This is a genomic window from Streptomyces sp. RFCAC02 (genome assembly GCF_004193175.1).
Classification (GTDB): domain Bacteria; phylum Actinomycetota; class Actinomycetes; order Streptomycetales; family Streptomycetaceae; genus Streptomyces.
This window is the reverse complement of the sequence record NZ_SAUH01000001.1, coordinates 717434-734850: the sequence shown is the minus strand read 5'-3', so window position 1 is coordinate 734850 and position 17417 is coordinate 717434. Positions and strand designations below refer to the sequence as shown.

Below are 17417 nucleotides of genomic sequence, written 5' to 3'. Positions count from 1 at the left end.
AAGTGGATGGAAGGCAGGCCGCACACCATGTCGATTCCGATCAAGGCAACCGTGGAGCGCGTTCCCGGCGGGATGATGCTGGTACCGCTCCTCCTCGGTGCGGTGATCAATACCGCGCACTCGGGGACGGGCGAGTTCTTCGGCTCGTTCACCGGAGCGCTGTTCTCGGGCTCGCTGACGATCCTGGCCGTGTTCTACGTGTGCATGGGCGCCACGATCGATGTCCGCACGACGCCCTACATCCTGAAGAAGGGCGGCGTGCTCCTCGTCACGAAGGCGGTCATCGCGATCGTCGTCGGCGTCGTGCTGGGGCACTTCATCGGCGAGACCCCGGTGGACGGCGGCGCGTTCGCCGGCATCTCCACCCTCGCCGTCGTCGCCGCGCTGAACGACACCAACGGCGGCCTCTACATGGCGCTGATGGGCCAGTTCGGCCGCTCCAAGGACGCCGCCGCGTACTCCCTGATGAGCCTGGAGTCCGGGCCGTTCCTCACCATGGTGACCCTGGGCGTCGCCGGTCTCTCCTCGTTCCCGTGGCAGACGATGCTCGGCGCGATCCTGCCCCTCCTGATCGGCATGATCCTCGGCAACCTCGACCCCGACATGCGCCGGTTCCTGGCCCCCGCCGTCCCCGTGTGCATCCCGTTCTTCGGGTTCGCGCTCGGCACCGGCATCGACCTGGAGACCGTCTGGACCGCCGGTCTGCTCGGCATCGGGCTCGGCCTGTTCGTCCTGCTCGTGAGCGGCACGACCCTGTTCACGGCCGACCGCCTCGTCGGCGGCAGCGGACTCGCCGGCCTCGCCGCCGCCAGCACGGCGGGCAACGCCGCCGCCGTCCCGGCCCTGGTCGCCGCGGCCAACCCCGTCTACGAGGAGGCGGCCGAGAAGGCGACCGTCCTCGTCGCCGCCGCCGTCGTCGTCACGTCGCTGCTCGTGCCGGTCGTCACCCTCGCCTACTACAAGCGGCTCCAGCGCCGCCACCCCGACGAGTACCCGGCGGACACCGCGACCGCGCCGGCGGCCGGCGACGGCGGAGCCGCGCCCGCCCCGAAGCCGGCGCCCGGCACCCCGCGGACCGCCGCGCACGGGAGTGAGCGCGCATGACCGCCCCCGCAGCGTCCCCCGCCGTCCTGATCATCGCGGACGACCTCTCGGGAGCGGCCGACAGCGCCGTGGCGCTCGCCGACCGCGCCGCCACCACCGTCGTCCTGGACGCCACCGCGCCCTGGCCCGACAGCACCGTGGTGGCCGTGGACGCCGACAGCCGCTACCTGCCCGCCGAGGCGGCGGAACGGCTGGCCGCCGCGGTCGTCGACCGCGCGGGACCCGGCACCCTCGTCTACAAGAAGATCGACTCCACCCTGCGCGGCAACATCGGCCCCGAGACCGCGGGCTGCCTCACCGCCCTCGCCCGCCGCACGGGCCGCCGCCACCTGGCCGTCGTCGCCCCCGCTTTCCCCGCGACGGGCCGTACCGTCCGGGACGGGCGGGTCCTGATCGACGGGCAGCCCGTCGAGGACCGCCACCCCGGCCGGCGGCCCCTCGCCGGCCAGCTCACGGCGGCCGGCCTCACGGTCACCGCGCTGCCGCTCGCCGCACTGCGCACCGCCGGGGCCGCCGTCCGCGCCCTCACGGCCGCCATCGACGCCGGCACGGACGCCGTCGTCGTGGACGCCGAGACCGACGACGACCTGGCCGCGACGGTACGGGCCTGCGCCGACCTGCCGGTGCTGCTGGTCGGCTCCGGCGGTCTCGCCCACCGGCTCACCGGCTTCCCCGCCGCGCCCGCCGCCATGACGGCGCACAACACCGGCCCGGACACGGCGGAGGCCGCCCCCGGCGGCGCCCGCCGCCCGGCCCTCGTCTGCGTCGGCAGCCGCAGCGACCTCGCCCGCGCCCAGCGCGACGCCCTGGTCACCGGCCTGCCCGCGGCGGCCGTGCCCGTGCCCCTCACGGACCCGGACGCCGGCGACGCGACCGCCGCCGTCACGGCCGCCGTCACCGAGGCCCTGCTCGCCGGCCGGCACGCCGTCGTCTTCCCCGACCCGGACGAGCCGGTGCGCCCCGACCGCGCCGCCGACATCGCCGCCGGGGTGGCCCGCGCGGTCCGCCCCGCGCTCCACGCGGCCGGGACCCTGCTCGTCACCGGCGGCGAGACGGCCCGCGCCGTCCTCCTCGCCGCCGGCGTGCACAGCCTCACCGTCCACGGCGAGGCCGAACCCGGCGTCGTCCTGATGCGCACCCACGACGGGCTGCCCGTCATCACCAAGGCCGGCGCGTTCGGCGACGCGGGCACCCTGCTGCGCGTCGTCGGCGCGCTGCCCGGCGCCCCGGCCGCCCCCGGCCGCCCGGACGACGCCCCAACGGCGTCCTCCGCCCACTGATTTGTCCTCCCCGTCACTTCTCAGGAAAGCTGGCACCATGTCCCATCCCGTAGTCGCCATCACCATGGGAGACGCCGCGGGCGTCGGTCCCGAGGTCGTCGTCAAGGCCCTGGCCGGTGACGCGGCCCGGCTGCCGTTCCGCCCGCTCGTGGTGGGCGACGCGGCCCGGCTGCGCCGCGCCATCGAGATCTCCGGCGTCAGCCTGACCGTGAACCCCGTCGAAGGCCCGGAGCAGGCCGCCTGGCAGCCCGGCACCATCGACTGCGTCGACCTCGGCAACATCCCCGCCGACCTGCCGTTCGGCACCCTGTCCCCGGTCGCGGGCGAGGGCGCCTACCGCTACATAGAGGTCGCCACGCGCCTCGCCTCCGAGGGCCGCGTCGCCGCCATCTGCACGGCCCCCCTCAACAAGGAGGCCCTGCACGCCGCCGGGCACAAGTTCCCCGGCCACACCGAGCTGCTGGCCAAGCTCACCGGCACCGAGGAGGTGTCGATGCTGCTGTCCGCGCCCAAGCTGCGCGTCATCCACGTGACGACGCACATCGGCCTCGTCGACGCCGTCGCCCGCATCGAGCCGGGCCTCGTGGAGCGCACGATCCGCCGCGGCCACGCCACCCTCACCGCCGCCGGGATCGCGAACCCGCGCATCGCCGTGTGCGGCATCAACCCCCACGCCGGTGAGAACGGCCTGTTCGGCCACGGCGAGGAGGAGTCCAAGGTGGTGCCCGGCGTCGAGGCGGTGCGCGCCGACGGCATCGACGCCCGCGGCCCGCTGCCCGCCGACACGGTGTTCTTCCGCGCCGTGCGCGGCGACTTCGACCTCGTCGTCGCCATGTACCACGACCAGGGCCACGGCCCGGTGAAGGTCCTCGGCCTCGACGCGGGCGTGAACATCACCGTCGGCCTCCCCGTGATCCGCACCAGCGTGGACCACGGCACGGCCTTCGACATCGCCGGCACCGGCCGCGCCGACGAGGCCAGCATGGTCGAGGCGCTGCGGCAGGCCGTCGAACTGGCGCCGGGCGGCGACGCCGCGGCGTGACCGGCACGACGACGGCGCCGCCCGGCGGGCGGCGCCAGGGGAGAGGTGGCACAGCATGCTGAGCGGGGCGGCCAGGCGCGGCGAGATCCGGGACCTGCTGCAGGTGCGGCCCATCGCGGTCGCCGAACTGGCGGAGCGCTACGGCGTCTCCGAGTCGACGATCCGCCGCGACCTGGGCCGTCTCTCCCGGGACGGGCAGATCGTCCGCACCTACGGCGGCGCGGTGTCCCCGGGGCCGCAGGAGGAGCAGCCGCTGCAGGAGCGGGAGCACCTCGCCGGCCCCGAGAAGGCCGCCATCGCCCGCGCAGCCGACCGGCACGCGGCCGGCTGCGGCCTGGTCCTCCTGGACGCGGGCACGACGGTCGGCGCCCTGGCCGGCCGGCTCGCCGCCCGCGGCGGCCTGACGGTCGCGACACCCGGCCTCACGTCGATCAACATCCTGGCCGGTGTGCCCGGCATCGAGCTGGTCGTCCTCGGCGGCACCGTGCGGCCCCTCAGCCTCGGCATGGTCGGCCCGCTCGCCGAGGCGGCCGTGTCGCGCCTCACCGCCGACGCGGCGTTCCTCGGCGCGGACGGGGTGGTGGCCGGCCGGGGCATCTGCGAGGCCAGGCCGGAGCAGACGGCGCTCAAGCAGCTCATGATCGACCGCTCCCGCGAGCTGTACGTCCTCGCGGACGCGGGGAAGCTCGGCCGTGAGAACTCCCACTGGTGGGCGACGTTCGACCGGCCCTGGACCCTCGTCACGGACGCCGGTGCGACCGACGAGCAGCTCGCGCCGTTCCACGCCGACCCGCTGTGCACGGTGGAGACGGCCGCCATCTGACGCGCCGCCGGTGTCACCGGGGCGGCCCCGCGCCCGGCGGCCGGCCGGCCGTGCCCCGCTCCCGTTCGTCCGCCGCGTCGGCCTCCAGCCGGCCGGCCAGCTCGTCCACCGTGAGCGACGCCCGCCGTACGACGCCCGTGCGGTAGGCCGTACGCCCCACCACCTGCCCCAGCACGGGCACCGTCACGAGCTGGAACAGCACGACCAGCGCCAGGACGACCGCCTCCTTGACGGGTGTCTGGAGCGCGACGCCGAGCAGTACGAGCAGCACCCCGAGGGTCTGCGCCTTGGCCGCCGCGTGCAGGCGGCTGATCGGGTCGGGGAACCGCAGCACGCCCACCGCCGCCAGGACGCAGAACAGCGCGCCGACGATGGCGAGGACCCCGGTGAGGACGTCCAGCAGCGTGCTCACCGCAGGTCCTCCCGCTGCTCGACGAGGTGCGCCGCCGTGATCGACCCGATGAAGCCGAGCAGCGCGAGGACCAGCAGCAGCGGCACGGCCGCCAGGTCGCCGCGCGCCGCCACGTCGATGGCGACGCCGGTGACGATCAGCGTCACCAGGACGTCCAGGGCGACGATGCGGTCCAGCGTGCTCGGTCCGCGCAGCAGCCGGACGACCGTGAGCACGGCGGCCACGGACACCAGCGCCAGCGCGACGGCGTAGACGGCGGTCACGGGCTTCCCTCCCGGTTCGTTCCCCGGGAACCGCGGCGTTCCCGTTCGGCGTGCAGGGCGCGTGCGACCGCGCGCACCTCGGAGCGCGGGCCGAGGGCCAGGACGACGGCGCGCTCGTTCGCCCTGACCATCCGGCGGCCGTCCTCGACCGCGCGCGGCCCGGCGACCGGCAGGACGTGCACGTAGAGCTGCCCGCGCGCCCGGTCGATCTCCAGCACCAGGCTGCCGGGCGACACGGTCGTCAGCACCGCCGTCGCCGTGACGAGGAGGTCGCTGTCGGAGGCGAGCGGCACCTCGACGACCGCCGCCGGCACGCGCGGCCCCTGCCGCACGGCGGCCCACCCCACGCGTACGGCCGACACGACCAGGTCGCCGGGCATCCGCGCGGCCAACTGCAGCAGCCGCAGCGGGCGCGGCCGTGCCCGGGAGCCCACCTCGGGCATCGGGAAGGCCGCCACGGCCACCGCGCCCACCACCAGGCCGCCCAGCACCACGACCCAGCTCAGCGACGCCCACAGCACGACCCACAGCACCAGCAGCCACAGCAGGACCGGCAGTCGGCGCAGCACCCGGCCCGGACGGCCCGTCATCCCGGCTCCTCCAGCGTCACGGCCCGCCGGTAGGTGTCCGGCCGGTCCAGGTCGCGCGCGGCCCGCTCGGTGACGTCCGACAGCGGCCCGGCGCACACGGCGATCGCGAGGCCGGCCGCCACCATCCCGGCGCTCGCGCCCACCGTCAGGGTCCGCGCCCCGGCGCCCACCACCGTCGCGGGCCGCGCCGCCGGGGCGGACACCGCGCGCCACACCCGCACCATGGCGTACAGGGTGAGCAGGCTCGTGACGAGTGCCGCGCCGCTCAGCAGCCAGCCGGCGGCCCCGCCGTCCGCCGCGCCGGCCCGCAGCAGCGCGAACTTCGCGATGAAGCCGGAGAACGGCGGCAGCCCCGCCAGCGACAGCGCGGGCAGCAGGAACAGCACGGTCATCAGCGGCGAGCCGCCCCCCGCGCCGTCCTCGCCCTCCATCCGGTGCAGCTTCACCGTGCCGGTCCGCGCGACGACGAGCCCGACGACGAGGAACAGCGACGCCTGCACGACGATGTGGTGGACGACGTAGAGGATCGTCCCGCCGAGCCCGGCCGCGTCCGACAGGGCCAGCCCGAACAGCATGAACCCGATGTGGCTGACCAGCGTGAACGACAGCAGACGGTTCACGTTGTCCTGCGCGATGGCGCCGAGGATGCCGACCAGCATCGTCGCGACGGCCGCCACCGCGAGCAGCCACCACACCTGGTCGCGGGGGAAGAGGAGCGTCTGCGTGCGCAGCATCGCGTACACGCCGACCTTCGTCAGCAGCGCCGCGAACACTGCGGTGATCGGCGCGGGTGCCGTCGGGTAGGCGTCCGGCAGCCAGAAGTGCAGCGGTACGACGGCCGCCTTGATCCCGAAGACGACCAGCAGGAACGCGGCCAGCGCCGTCCGCACCCCGCCGGGCAGGCCGGCCGTGCGGTCCGCGAGCTGCGCGAGGCTCACGGTGCCCGTCGCCGCGTACACGAGCGCGATCGCCGTGAGGAACAGCAGCGACGAGGTGAGGCTCGTCATCAGGTACGTCATCCCGGCGCGCACCCGCGCCTCGCCCGCGTTCAGCGTGATGAGGACGTACGACGAGGCGAGCATCACCTCGAACGCCACGAACAGGTTGAACAGGTCGCCCGACAGGAACGCGAGCGCGATCCCCGCCACCAGCAGCAGGTACGCGGGGTGGAACGGCACCGCCGTCTCGGACGAGTCGCCCGCCGTGCCCTGCCCCACCGCGAACACCAGCACCGCGAGCGCCACCAGCACCGACACGGTGAGCAGCAGCGCCGCCAGCAGGTCGGCGACCAGCACGATCCCGACCGGCGGCGCCCAGCCGCCGGCCCGGACCACCGCCGTGCCGTCGGCGTCCACGCGCAGCAGCAGCGTCACGGCGTCCGCGAGGACGGCCGTCAGCACGACGACCGTCAGCAGCCGCTGGGCCAGGGCGCGGTGGGCGAGCCCGAGGGACACGCCGGCGGCGAGCAGCGGCAGCAGCACGGGCAGCGTGACGAGCCAGTCCGTCATCCGGCGCCTCCGTCCCGGCCTGCGGGCCGGTCGTCGTCGGGCGGCAGGGTGGCGGGCTCGGCGTCGGCGCGTTCGCCGACCGTGCCGATGCGCCGGTCCTCGATGTCGTCGCGCACCTCGTCGTGCCCGGACAGCCGCCACGACCGGTAGGCGAGGGCGAGGAGGAACGTCGTGACGCCGAAGGTGATGACGATCGCCGTCAGCGCCATGGCCTGCGGCAGGGGGTCGGCGAACCGGTCGCCGTCCGCCTCGTCCCCGGCGCGCACGACGGGCGGGTCGCCGGGCGCGCCGCCCGCCACCAGCAGGAGCAGGTTCGTGCCGTGCCCGAGGAGGATGAAGCCCAGCAGGGTCCGCATCAGCGACCGCTGGAGCAGCAGGTGCACGCCGGTGGCGAACAGGCCGCCGACCACCAGCGCCATCGTCACGTCGAGGGTTCTCACGCGGTGCCGCCCTCCTCGGCCGCGGCGGGCGGCGCGGTGGCGTCCCGCACGGTGCTCACGGCGCTCAGCAGTTTCAGGATCACGCCCACGACGAGCAGGTACACGCCGATGTCGAAGAACAGGCTGGTGCTGCCGTGCACCTCGCCGAGCACCGGCAGCGTCACGTGCCACACCGCCGACGTCAGCGGCGGGTGCCCGGCGACGAGGGGGACGAGGGCGACGACGGCCGCCACGGCGAGGCCGCCGCCCGTGATGCGGTTGGGGTCGGCGGGCGCGGCGAGCCCCAGGTCCGCGCGCCCGCCGACGAGGTAGCGCAGCAGGAACGCCTGCCCGGCCACCAGGCCCCCGGCGAAGCCGCCGCCGGGACCGTAGTGCCCGGAGAACAGCAGGAACAGCGACAGGACGACGACCGAGGTGAACAGCGCGCGGGTCACCACCTCCATCAGGACCGAGCGTTCCGTGTCGGGCCGTTCGCCCGCGCCCGGGAGCCAGCGTTCCTTCGGAGCGTCCCAGCGTGTCGCGGGCGACCGTTCCGGCACGGCCGCCGCGTCACGCACGGGGGGCGGCGGGTGCGCGGGACCCGCGACCGGCTCGCGCGCGCCGGGCTCCGCCTCGGCGCCGCCCCACACCCGCACCAGGCTGAGGACGCCCACCGTGGTGATCATCAGCACGGAGATCTCGCCGAGGGTGTCGAACGCCCGGAAGTCCACGATGATCGCGTTGACGACGTTCTCCCCGCCGGTCTCGCCGACGCGCGCCAGGTAGTCGGGGCGCCGGGCGGCCGGGTCCCTGGCGTGGGTGGCGACCAGCGCGAGCGCCGCCACGACCGCGCCGATCGCGACCGCGATGACGCCGCGCACCCAGCGCCCGGCCGCCGGCTGCCGCTCCGGCGTGAACCGCGCGGGCAGCCGCCGCAGCACGAGCGCGGTGACGACCAGCGTCAGCGTCTCGACGAGGAACTGCGTCAGCGCCAGGTCCGGCGCCCCGCGCACCACGAACAGCACCGCCACGCCGTAGCCGACGGCGCCCGTCAGCAGGACGGCGGCGAGCCGCTGGTGCACGACCGTCACGGCCACGGCGGTCGCCAGGACGACCAGCGCGGGCGGCACCTCGGCGACCGACTGCCACAGCGGCACGTGCCCCACCGGCGAGGCGCCGATGCACAGCGCCCCTGCGGACAGGACCACCACCGTGCCGAGCACGGCGGCCAGGTACGTCGGCAGCGAGCCGACCTGCGTCACGCGCGTCACGTGGACGGCCGCCGCCACGACTGCGCGCACCGTCCGCCGGTACGCGTACTGGCCGTCGGGCACGCGCGGCAGCCGGCGCTGCGCGGCGATGACCCGGTCGCGCGCGACATGCAGTCCCGCCCCGAGGACGAACGTGAACAGCGCCAGGAAGAGCGTGAACGAGACGCCGTGCCACAGCGACACGTGGTACGGCTTGTGGCCGTCCGCCGGGAACTCGTCCCCCCACGGCGCCGTCAGCGCGTCCGTCAGCGGGGTCCACACGCCGAGGACGAGTCCGAGCGCGCTCGGCACGGCCGCCGGCCACACCAGCCCGGGGGACACGGCGCCGAGCGGTGTGTCCCCGGGGGCGCCCGTCTTCCGCGCGAACGCCCCCCACACCCACCGCGCGGCCAGCCCCACGGTCAGCACCGAGCCGGTGAAGAACGCGGCGAGCGCCCACGCCCCGCCCGGCAGCGCGTCGTTCAGGTAGCCGTCGAACCCGGCGTCCTCGCCGACGTACCCGATCAGCGGCGGCAGGCCCGCCGTCGATGCGGCCGCGAGCACCCCCACCGCGCACACCAGCGGCATGCGCCGTCCGAGCCCCGACAGGCGCCGCAGGTCCCGTGTCCCCGCCGCGTGGTCGATCAGCCCCGTCACCATGAACATGCACGACTTGAACAGGGCGTGCGCCAGGAGCATCACCGCGCCGCCCAGCACCGCCGTCCGCGTCCCGGCGCCGAACAGGGCGATCAGCATGCCCAGTTCACTGACCGTCGCGAACGCGAGCACCCGCTTCAGGTCGTTCTCGCGCAGCGCGTGCCACGCGCCGAGCACCATGCTCGCCAGCCCGACGCCCAGCACGAGCGGCCGCCACACCGGCTCGTCGGCGAACCCCGGCGCGAGCCGCGCCACCAGGTACACGCCCGCCTTCACCATCGCGGCGGCGTGCAGGTACGCGCTCACCGGCGTCGGCGCCACCATCGCCGCCGGCAGCCACGAGTGGAACGGGTACTGCGCCGACTTGGTGAACGCCCCCACCAGGATCAGCACGAGCGCCGCCGTGACGACGGCCCCGCCGTGCGGCGGATCGGCCAGCAGCTCCGACAGCCGGTACGTCCCGGCGGCCCCGCCGAGCATCACGAGCCCGAGCAGCATTGCGAGGCCGCCCGCGATCGTCGTCAGCAGCGACTGCTCCGCCGCCCGCCGCCGCTCGGTCGACGGCCTGCGCCCCGCGATCAGCAGGAACGACGCGACCGTCGTCAGCTCCCAGAAGGCGTACAGCAGGAACAGGTTGTCCGCCGTCACGAGGCCCAGCATCAGTCCGGCGAACCCGACGAGGAGCCCCGCCTCGCGTCCCCGGTCGGCCGCCGTGTACGAGGCGCCGTACGCCGCGCTGTAGGCGATCACCAGCACCCCGATGCCGCTGACGACCAGTACCAGCAGCAGCCCGAGGACGTCGAGCCGGAAGTCGAGCCGCAGCCCCAGCTCCGGCGCCCACGGGACGCTCTCGGTGAGCCGCCGCCCGTCCAGCACCCGCCGCGCCCAGGCCAGCGCCCACCAGAAGGCGGCCAGCGGGGGGACGGCGGCGATCACCCAGACGGCGCGCCCGGTCCGCGCGGGGAGGAGGGGGACGACGAGGGCGCACACGAGGTGGGCGACCACCAGCACCAGCATGCCGCCGCTCCCTCACGCGTCCGTCGGGCCGCAGGCTTGGTTTCCCCCGACGGAGGAGCGCAAACAGGGCCATTGCGCTGAAACCATCTCAGACGCGACGCGCGGGGCGGGACAACCCTGGCCCCCCGGCGCGCCCGGGCGCCACCACGCCCATGCCCCGGATCACCTTCCGCACCCCCACCGAGGAGGCGGTCGTCTCACTGTCCGTCCGGTGGCCCTGGTCGTGGTGCCCGGCGATCGGGATGCCGGGGGCGGTCCCGCGTCAGTGCGAAGTGCGCCATACGCAGCCCGGGGACAGGCTCACCGGTACCGATGCGGGAAAAGCCGAGACTCTGATAGAGCGCGACGGCCGGATGGTTGTCCGTACCCGTACTCACCCGGACGTCACCGCGCGGAGCCAGGTCGGCCAGCAGGTGGCCGATCAAGCGTGACGCCAAGCCGCGGCGAAACCACGCGGGATCCACGCAGACGCGGTCGATATCGATGACCGCCCCTCCGTCGAGGCTCCGCCAGGCGACGAAGGCGGCGATCCGTCCGCCGTCCGTCATCGCTCCGAGCCAGCGCAACGGCCGGCCCCGCAGCTCCGCCACGCTCTCCCGCAGGGCGGGGATTCCGTCGAAGCCGATCAGTCCGGCCTCGACCGCGTAGGCGCGGCGCCCGATGCGATGCACAGCCGCCGCGGTCGCGTCCTCGGCCAGATCCAACTCGCACAACGAAACGGCGGGGATTCCCTGCCCGTCGAGGTCAGGCGACGCGGGGGGTGTCATGCGCCGATGTTAGGCCGCCGTCCCGTACACATGCGGCTTCCGGAGGACAGTCAGGACGACCCGGCGGCGGCGTCGGCCGCCTGCCCGTAGCCCTCCGGCCGCTCGACGGGCAGTGCCGTGATCCCGAGATCATGGCGCATCGTCTGCCGTGCGGTGTACAAGCCCCCGGAGGCACGCTCCAGCAGCTCCCGTATCTTCTCCGCCGCGCCCGCCTGTTCACGGGCGCTCCGCATGAGCCACCAGACGTCCGACGCCGCCGCCAGGACCTCGTCCGACGCGACCATCTGCGCCTCGGCGTACGCGTCGCGGACGGCATGGTCGGCCTCCGTCACCTCCGGCGGCGGGCCGTCACCCCCGCGCCCGGCCTCAAGATCCCGCATCCAGCTCCACAGGGCGCCGTGCAGTTGGCGCAGGCTCTGGTTCAGCACCACGTACGACGCGCGGCGCGCCTCCAGGTTCTCGCGCCGCTCCACGGCGCCGCGCTCCTCGCGGCGCTCCCTGAGCAGGTGGTCGAGTTCGAGCCGTTTGGACCGCAGCGCACCGCGGTGCGCGAGGGTCCCGGACACCAGCGTGCCCACCACGCCGACGACGGCGACCACGAGGGAACTCGTCGAAGCATCCACGGTGCGACTCTAACGGGGGTCGCCGACAGGGGGGTTGGTGCTGCGGCGCCTCGCCCAGGACGGGCGCCACACCGGCCCGGGGAGCGGCGCCAGGCTCCGGAAGTGGCGGATCACCGCCCGCAGGCCCGGGTGCGGACCCGTCCGGGGGAGGATCAGGAAGAGCGGGTAGGCGAGCGCCGGGCCGGCGATCGGGATGCGCCGCAGGTCGTGGCCGGCCGGCCACAGGTAGCGGTCGCGCGCGCCGACGAGCGTCGCGAGGCCGGCGGAGTCGGCGAGGGCGTCGAGGAGCACCTCGTTGCCGAAGTTCGGCCCCGTGCCGTCGACGCGGAGGCCGAACGCGGTGGCGAGCTGGTCGTAGAACTCCCCCCACTCCGTGCGCGGCGCGATGCCGGGCACCCAGATGCGGTGCCCGCGCAGCCGGTCCGGCGTCAGCGTCCGCGCGGAGGCCAGCGGATGCCGGGGGCCGACGAGGAGTTCGAGGGCGGAGTCGAGGACGTGGACCATCCGTACGTCCGGCGGCAGCGCGGCCGGTTCCGTGACGGCGCGGAACGAGGCGTCGACCTCGCCGGCCCGGACGGCGGCGACCGCGTCCTGCGGATCGTCGGACCTGAGGGTCACCACGTCGAGTTCGGTCCCGGGGCGGGACCGCCAGTACTCGTGCAGGACGACGGCCTGCGCGGACCGCAGCCCGAGGACGTCGATGCGCAGGGCGCGCGAGCCGGGCCGCACGGCGGCGACGGCGCGGTCGGCGCCCGTCACGATGGTCCGCGCGTGCGGCAGGAACGCCTGGCCGTCGAGCGTCAGCTCGACCCCCCGCGGCGTACGGACGAACAGGCGCACCCCGAGCGCCCGCTCCAGGGCGGCGATCCGCTTGGAGACCGCCTGCTGGCTCACCCCCAGCTCGTCCGCCGCGTGCCGCACCTGCCCCAGCTCGGCCGCTCTGACGAACGACCGCACCGCCTCGGTATCCACCGCCCCAGCGTACGGGTGCCCAACCGTTCGTTGTGGCTCGCCCGGGAACGGTTGTTTGATCCGCAGGTCCACCGCTCGGTGTGATGCGGGCACCCAAACACCGGTTGTCCCCGAGGAGTCCCGTGCGCGAGAGATCCGTTCCCGGTTTCGGTCTGCTGTGGTCGGCCCACGCCGTCAGCACGTACGGCACGTGGATCGCCTTCGGGGCGTTCCCGCTGATCGCCGTCCGCGTGCTGCACTCGTCGGCGTTCGCGGTCTCGCTCCTCGGCGCGGCCGGGCTCGCCGTCGCGGCGGTCGTCGCGGTGCCCCTCGGGCCGTGGGTCGAGCACCGGGCCAAGCGTCCGGTGATGATCGCCACCGATCTGCTGCGGTTCCTCGCGATGGCGAGCGTCCCGGCCGCGTACGGGCTCGGCGTGCTGACGTACGGCCACCTGCTGGCCGTCTCGGTCGTCTCGGGCACCGCCGGGATCGCCTTCACCGCCGCGTCCGGCGCGTACCTGAAGCACCTCGTGCCGGCGGACCGTCTGCTCGCCGCGAACGGCAGGTTCGAGGGCACGAGCTGGGTGGCGACCGCCGCCGGCCCGCCGCTGGGCGGCGCGCTCATCGGCCTGCTCGGCCCGGTCGTCACCGTCCTGGCCGACTCCGTCAGCTACCTGCTGTCCGCGCTCGCGGTCTCCCGCATCCGCGGCGGGGACGTCGCCACGGCCCGCCGCCCGGCCGCCGGGGCACGCGCCGCGGGTCTCCTGCACGGCTGGCGGTTCATCCTCCGGCATCCCGTCCTGCGGCGCCTCTTCCTGAACTCCATCCTGGTCAGCGGCCTGATCACGGCCGGCGTCCCGGTCCTGACCGTCCTCCTCCTCGACCAGTACGGCGTCCCGGCGTGGCAGTACGGTCTGGCCTTCGGCGTGCCCGCGCTCGGCGGTTTCCTCGGCGCGCGCCTCTCCGCGCCCCTCGTACGGCGCCACGGCAGCCACCGCGTCATGACCGTCTCCGGATGGCTCCGCTCGCTGTTCCCGCTCGGTCTCGCGTTCACCGGCCCCGGCGTCACGGGGGTCGTCACCGTCATCGCCGTCGAAGCCCTGCTCATCACCTGCATGGGCGTCTTCAACCCGGTCCACGCCACGGAACGCCTGCGCCGCACCCCCACGGACCGGGCCGCGCGGATCCTCACCGCGTGGAGCGTCAGCAGCCGCCTCACGCAGGCCGCCCTCACGGCGGTCTGGGGGGTCCTCGCCTCGCTCACCGGCCCTCGTACCGCGCTCGCCGCCGCCGGTGTCCTGCTGCTCGCCACCCCGCTCCTGCTCCCCGGGCGCGCGCTCCTGGCAGCGTCCGAGCCCGCCGCACCGTCCGAGCCCGTCCGGGCGGCGTGACGCGCCGGATGCGGTCAGCGGCGCGGGGGACGGCCGGTCCGCAGCATCGTCAGGACCGCGTCCTCGACCGGACCCTGCGTCGCCGGCATCCCCGTGGCCGCGTCCACGCCGAGCCGCTGGAGCACCGGTTCGACGGTGACGCCCTCCTCGTACAGTTCGATGACCCGCGGGTTGATGTACGAGGCGCGGCACACCGCCGGCGTGTTCCCCAGGTAGTCGGCCACCTCCCGCACGGCGCGCGCCACGGCCCGTCTGCGCGCCGCCTCGGTCCGCGCGGCGTTCCGCGACACCGCGAGCCCGACGGACGCGAGGACCGTCCCGTGCCACGTCCTGAAGTCCTTCGCGGTGACGTCCACGCCGCCCGACTCCTTCAGGTAGGCGTTCAGCTCCTCGCCCGTCACGTCGTGCCAGCCCGCGCGGGACGACCCGTACGCGAGCAGCCGCTCGCCCCCGCCGCGCCGCCGGCGCAGCGCCGTCACCGCCCGGCACACGTCCGGCGCGACGACCTCCTGCTCCTGCTGCCGCCCGTGCTTGCCCGCGTAGGCGAACGTCACCCGGCCGCGCCCGCACCGCACGTGGTCGCGGCGCAGCGTCGTCAGGCCGAAGGTGTTGTGGCGGTCCGCGTACCGCTCGCTGCCGACGCGGAAGAACCCCATGTCGAGCAGCCGGGCCGCCGTGCCGAGGACCCGTTCCTCCGGCAGCCCGGGCAGCGCGAGGTGTCCGGCGGCCGTGTCGCGGATGCGGGGGAGCGCCTCGGCGACGGTCAGGACGTGCTCGTGCTTCGCCTTCTCCCGCGCCGCGCGGAACCGCTCGTGGTACAGGTACTGCCGGCGCCCGGCGGCGTCGGTGCCGACGGCCTGGAGGTGGCCGTTCGGCTGCGCGCAGATCCACACGTCGCGCCAGGCGGGCGGGATGACGAGGCCGCGGATGCGCTCCAGCGCGGCCGTGTCCCGCAGCGGGCGGCCGTCCGTGTCGAGGTAGCGGAACCCCCGGCCGTGGCGCTTCCGTACGAAGCCCGGGTCGGTGGGCCGTGTGTGCCGCAGCCGCATCAGCGGTCCGCCCGCGTCGTGGGTCTGCCCGCGCGTCCGTTCACGACCCCCCGGGTGCCCAGCGGCCCCCGGGGGGAAACGGCGCCGGCCGGGGTCAGCCGCGCGGCAGCGTCCACTCGGGGCGGACGTAGTGGCACGTGTAGCCCTCGGGGTAGCGCTCCAGGTAGTCCTGGTGCTCGGGCTCGGCCTCCCAGAAGTCGCCGACCGGGGACACCTCGGTCACGACGGTGCCGGGCCAGCGGCCGGACGCGTCGACGTCGGCGATCGTCTCCTCGGCGGTCCGCTTCTGCGCCTCGCTCGTGTAGAAGATCGCGGACCGGTAGCTGGTCCCCACGTCGTTGCCCTGCCGGTTCGCCGTCGTCGGGTCGTGGATCTGGAAGAAGAACTCCAGCAGGTCCCGGTACGACACCTTCTCCGGGTCGAACACGATCTCGATCGACTCGGCGTGGGTGCCGTGGTTGCGGTAGGTGGCGTTCGGGACGTCCCCGCCCGAGTAGCCGACACGGGTGGAGACCACGCCGGGGAAGCGCCGGATCAGGTCCTGCATTCCCCAGAAACACCCGCCGGCCAGCACGGCGCGCTCGGTGGCTGCGTTCATCGTGATCCTCTCCTCTGTCTCTCACCTGCGGATCGGCCGGTACACGGCGTACCCGCCGGGCCGGGGCGTACGCGGCGTACCGGCCGGTACTGACCCGCGTCCGCCGTCGGCGTCACTGGTGAGAACCGTATCCGTGCCCGTTTTGGTCCCGGACCGGCGGACGGATTCCGGCCGCCGGTCCGGGACCGGGCGCTCAGCCCTCCAGCGCGGGCTCCTTCGGCGCGGGGGCCGTCCCGGTGGCCGCCCCGGCACCGGCGGCGCGGCGCGCGGCGGGGATGACGGCGGCGATCGCGGCGGCGATCACGGCGAGGCCGCAGCCGACCAGGAGGCCCGTGCGGAAGCCGTCCTCCGACGCCAGCTCGTGGCCGCCCATCGTGACCGTCATCTGGGACAGGATCACGCCGATCACGGCGGCGCCGACCGAGGTGCCGAGCGAGCGCATCAGGGTGTTGAAGCCGTTGGCGGCTGCCGTCTCGGCGACCGGGACCGACCCCATGATCAGCGCGGGCATGGCGCCGTACGCGAGGCCGACGCCGCTGTTGATCACGATGGTGACGAGCATCAGGCCCCACGCCGTGCCCATGAGCCCCATCGACAGGCCGTAGCCGGCGGCGATGACGAGCGCGCCGCAGACGAGGGTGAACTTCGGGCCGCGCGCGTTGGTGAGCATGCCGCCCAGCGGTGAGACGATCATCATCATGATGCCGCCGGGGGCCATCCACAGACCGGCCGCCAGCATCGACTGGCCCAGGCCGTAGCCCGTCTCCTCGGGGAACTGGAGCAACTGCGGTGTGATCAGCATGCCGGCGTACATGCCGAAGCCGACGAAGACGGAGGCGACGTTCGTCAGCAGCACGCGGGGCCGCGCGGTGGTGCGCAGGTCGATCAGCGGGTCGGTCGTACGGATCTCCCAGAAGCCCCACGCGAGCAGCAGCACGACGGCCGCGCCGAACAGGCCGAGCGTGGTGCCGGAGGTCCAGCCCCAGTCGCCGCCCTTGGACACGGCGAGCAGCAGGCAGACGAGACCCGCGCCGAGGCCGAGGGCGCCCGGCAGGTCGAACCGCTGGCCCTTCGCGGCGGGCGGCACGTCGGGGATGAACGCCCAGATCATGACGCCGATGGCCACCGCGAGGGCGGCGGAGCCCCAGAACAGGACGCGCCAGTCCGCGTACTGCGCGATCGCGGCGGCGATGGGCAGGCCGAGGCCGCCGCCGATGCCCATGGAGGCGCTGACGAGGGCGATGGACGAGCTGAGCTTCTCCTGCGGGACGACGTCGCGCAGCAGGGCGATGCCGAGCGGCACCATGCCCATGCCCATGCCCTGGAGGCACCGCCCGACGATCATCGGCACGACCGACGAGGCGAGCGCGCACACCACGGAACCGATCACCAGCGGCACGGCGCAGAACAGCAGCATGCGGCGCTTGCCGACGAGATCCCCGAGCCGGCCGAACACGGGCACGCACACGGCGCCCACCACCAGCGTCGCGGTGATGACCCAGGAGGCGTTGGACGAGGAGGTGTCGAGGATCTGCGGCAGCTCGGCGATCAGCGGCGTGACCAGCGTCTGCATGATCGCGGCCGTGATACCGGCGAGCGCCAGAGTGGCGACCACGCCCCCGGTGCGGGACGTGGGCTGGGTGGCATTCATGTGGGCGGTCTCCTGGACGGCA

Annotated in this window: 17 protein-coding genes; 5 read left to right on the top strand and 12 right to left on the bottom strand. The window is 74.8% G+C overall.

What is annotated here, in order from left to right:
• Positions 1–27 precede the first annotated feature (27 nt).
• Genes EMA09_RS03240 through EMA09_RS03225 form a run of 4 tightly spaced genes read left to right on the top strand, consistent with a single transcriptional unit; the run spans position 28 to position 4249 of the window.
• Positions 28–1104, top strand: coding sequence for a 2-keto-3-deoxygluconate permease (locus tag EMA09_RS03240; protein WP_129838692.1), 1077 nt, complete (start codon positions 28–30; stop codon positions 1102–1104).
• Entirely contained in the window at positions 1101–2384 is a 1284-nt protein-coding gene (locus tag EMA09_RS03235; RefSeq protein WP_129838690.1) for a four-carbon acid sugar kinase family protein, read from the top strand. Before EMA09_RS03240 ends, EMA09_RS03235 begins: the two co-directional genes overlap by 4 nt.
• Before the next feature lie 37 nt (positions 2385–2421).
• Entirely contained in the window at positions 2422–3426 is a 1005-nt protein-coding gene (gene pdxA, locus EMA09_RS03230) for a 4-hydroxythreonine-4-phosphate dehydrogenase PdxA (protein WP_129838688.1), read from the top strand.
• Positions 3427–3481: 55 nt separating this feature from the next.
• A complete protein-coding gene (locus tag EMA09_RS03225; RefSeq protein ID WP_129838686.1) occupies positions 3482–4249 on the top strand; it encodes a DeoR/GlpR family DNA-binding transcription regulator in 768 nt (255 codons plus the stop codon).
• 13 nt (positions 4250–4262) lie between these two features.
• Here EMA09_RS03225 and mnhG read toward each other — a convergent pair whose 3' ends face one another.
• From mnhG to EMA09_RS03180, 9 genes are all read right to left on the bottom strand, one after another.
• A complete protein-coding gene (gene mnhG / locus EMA09_RS03220; protein ID WP_240796211.1) occupies positions 4263–4661 on the bottom strand; it encodes a monovalent cation/H(+) antiporter subunit G in 399 nt (132 codons plus the stop codon).
• The gene (locus tag EMA09_RS03215) at positions 4658–4924 is read right to left on the bottom strand and encodes a monovalent cation/H+ antiporter complex subunit F (protein ID WP_129838684.1); all 267 of its coding nucleotides are present in this window, start codon (positions 4922–4924) and stop codon (positions 4658–4660) included. The genes mnhG and EMA09_RS03215 overlap by 4 nt, the downstream gene beginning before the upstream one ends.
• On the bottom strand, positions 4921–5514 hold the full coding sequence (locus EMA09_RS03210; protein ID WP_129838682.1) for a Na+/H+ antiporter subunit E: 594 nt from the start codon (positions 5512–5514) through the stop codon (positions 4921–4923). The genes EMA09_RS03215 and EMA09_RS03210 overlap by 4 nt, the downstream gene beginning before the upstream one ends.
• Positions 5511–7022, bottom strand: a complete 1512-nt coding sequence (locus tag EMA09_RS03205; protein ID WP_129838680.1) for a Na+/H+ antiporter subunit D — start codon at positions 7020–7022, stop codon at positions 5511–5513. Before EMA09_RS03205 ends, EMA09_RS03210 begins: the two co-directional genes overlap by 4 nt.
• Positions 7019–7462 (bottom strand): Na(+)/H(+) antiporter subunit C, encoded by a 444-nt coding sequence (locus EMA09_RS03200; protein ID WP_206305889.1) that lies wholly within the window; start codon positions 7460–7462, stop codon positions 7019–7021. Before EMA09_RS03200 ends, EMA09_RS03205 begins: the two co-directional genes overlap by 4 nt.
• Complete coding sequence (locus EMA09_RS03195) at positions 7459–10365, bottom strand: Na+/H+ antiporter subunit A (protein WP_129838678.1); 2907 nt, start codon at positions 10363–10365, stop codon at positions 7459–7461. The genes EMA09_RS03200 and EMA09_RS03195 overlap by 4 nt, the downstream gene beginning before the upstream one ends.
• A gap of 197 nt (positions 10366–10562) precedes the next feature.
• Positions 10563–11132: a GNAT family N-acetyltransferase gene (locus EMA09_RS03190; protein ID WP_129838676.1), complete on the bottom strand. Its 570-nt coding sequence runs from the start codon at positions 11130–11132 to the stop codon at positions 10563–10565.
• Between the two features lie 50 nt (positions 11133–11182).
• Complete coding sequence (locus EMA09_RS03185) at positions 11183–11755, bottom strand: hypothetical protein (RefSeq protein ID WP_129838674.1); 573 nt, start codon at positions 11753–11755, stop codon at positions 11183–11185.
• Between the two features lie 9 nt (positions 11756–11764).
• Positions 11765–12727, bottom strand: coding sequence for a LysR family transcriptional regulator (locus tag EMA09_RS03180; protein WP_206305888.1), 963 nt, complete (start codon positions 12725–12727; stop codon positions 11765–11767).
• A gap of 122 nt (positions 12728–12849) precedes the next feature.
• On the opposite strand from EMA09_RS03180, the gene EMA09_RS03175 reads away from it, so the two are divergent.
• Entirely contained in the window at positions 12850–14097 is a 1248-nt protein-coding gene (locus EMA09_RS03175) for an MFS transporter (RefSeq protein WP_240796210.1), read from the top strand.
• A 14-nt stretch (positions 14098–14111) separates the two neighbouring features.
• Here EMA09_RS03175 and EMA09_RS03170 read toward each other — a convergent pair whose 3' ends face one another.
• The 3 genes from EMA09_RS03170 to EMA09_RS03160 all read right to left on the bottom strand — a co-directional run bounded on the left by EMA09_RS03170 (position 14112) and on the right by EMA09_RS03160 (position 17395).
• Entirely contained in the window at positions 14112–15146 is a 1035-nt protein-coding gene (locus EMA09_RS03170; protein ID WP_129838670.1) for a DNA topoisomerase IB, read from the bottom strand.
• 94 nt (positions 15147–15240) lie between these two features.
• Positions 15241–15744: a peptide-methionine (S)-S-oxide reductase MsrA gene (gene msrA, locus EMA09_RS03165; protein ID WP_129838667.1), complete on the bottom strand. Its 504-nt coding sequence runs from the start codon at positions 15742–15744 to the stop codon at positions 15241–15243.
• A 193-nt stretch (positions 15745–15937) separates the two neighbouring features.
• Positions 15938–17395 (bottom strand): MFS transporter, encoded by a 1458-nt coding sequence (locus EMA09_RS03160; RefSeq protein WP_129838665.1) that lies wholly within the window; start codon positions 17393–17395, stop codon positions 15938–15940.
• Positions 17396–17417 lie beyond the last annotated feature (22 nt).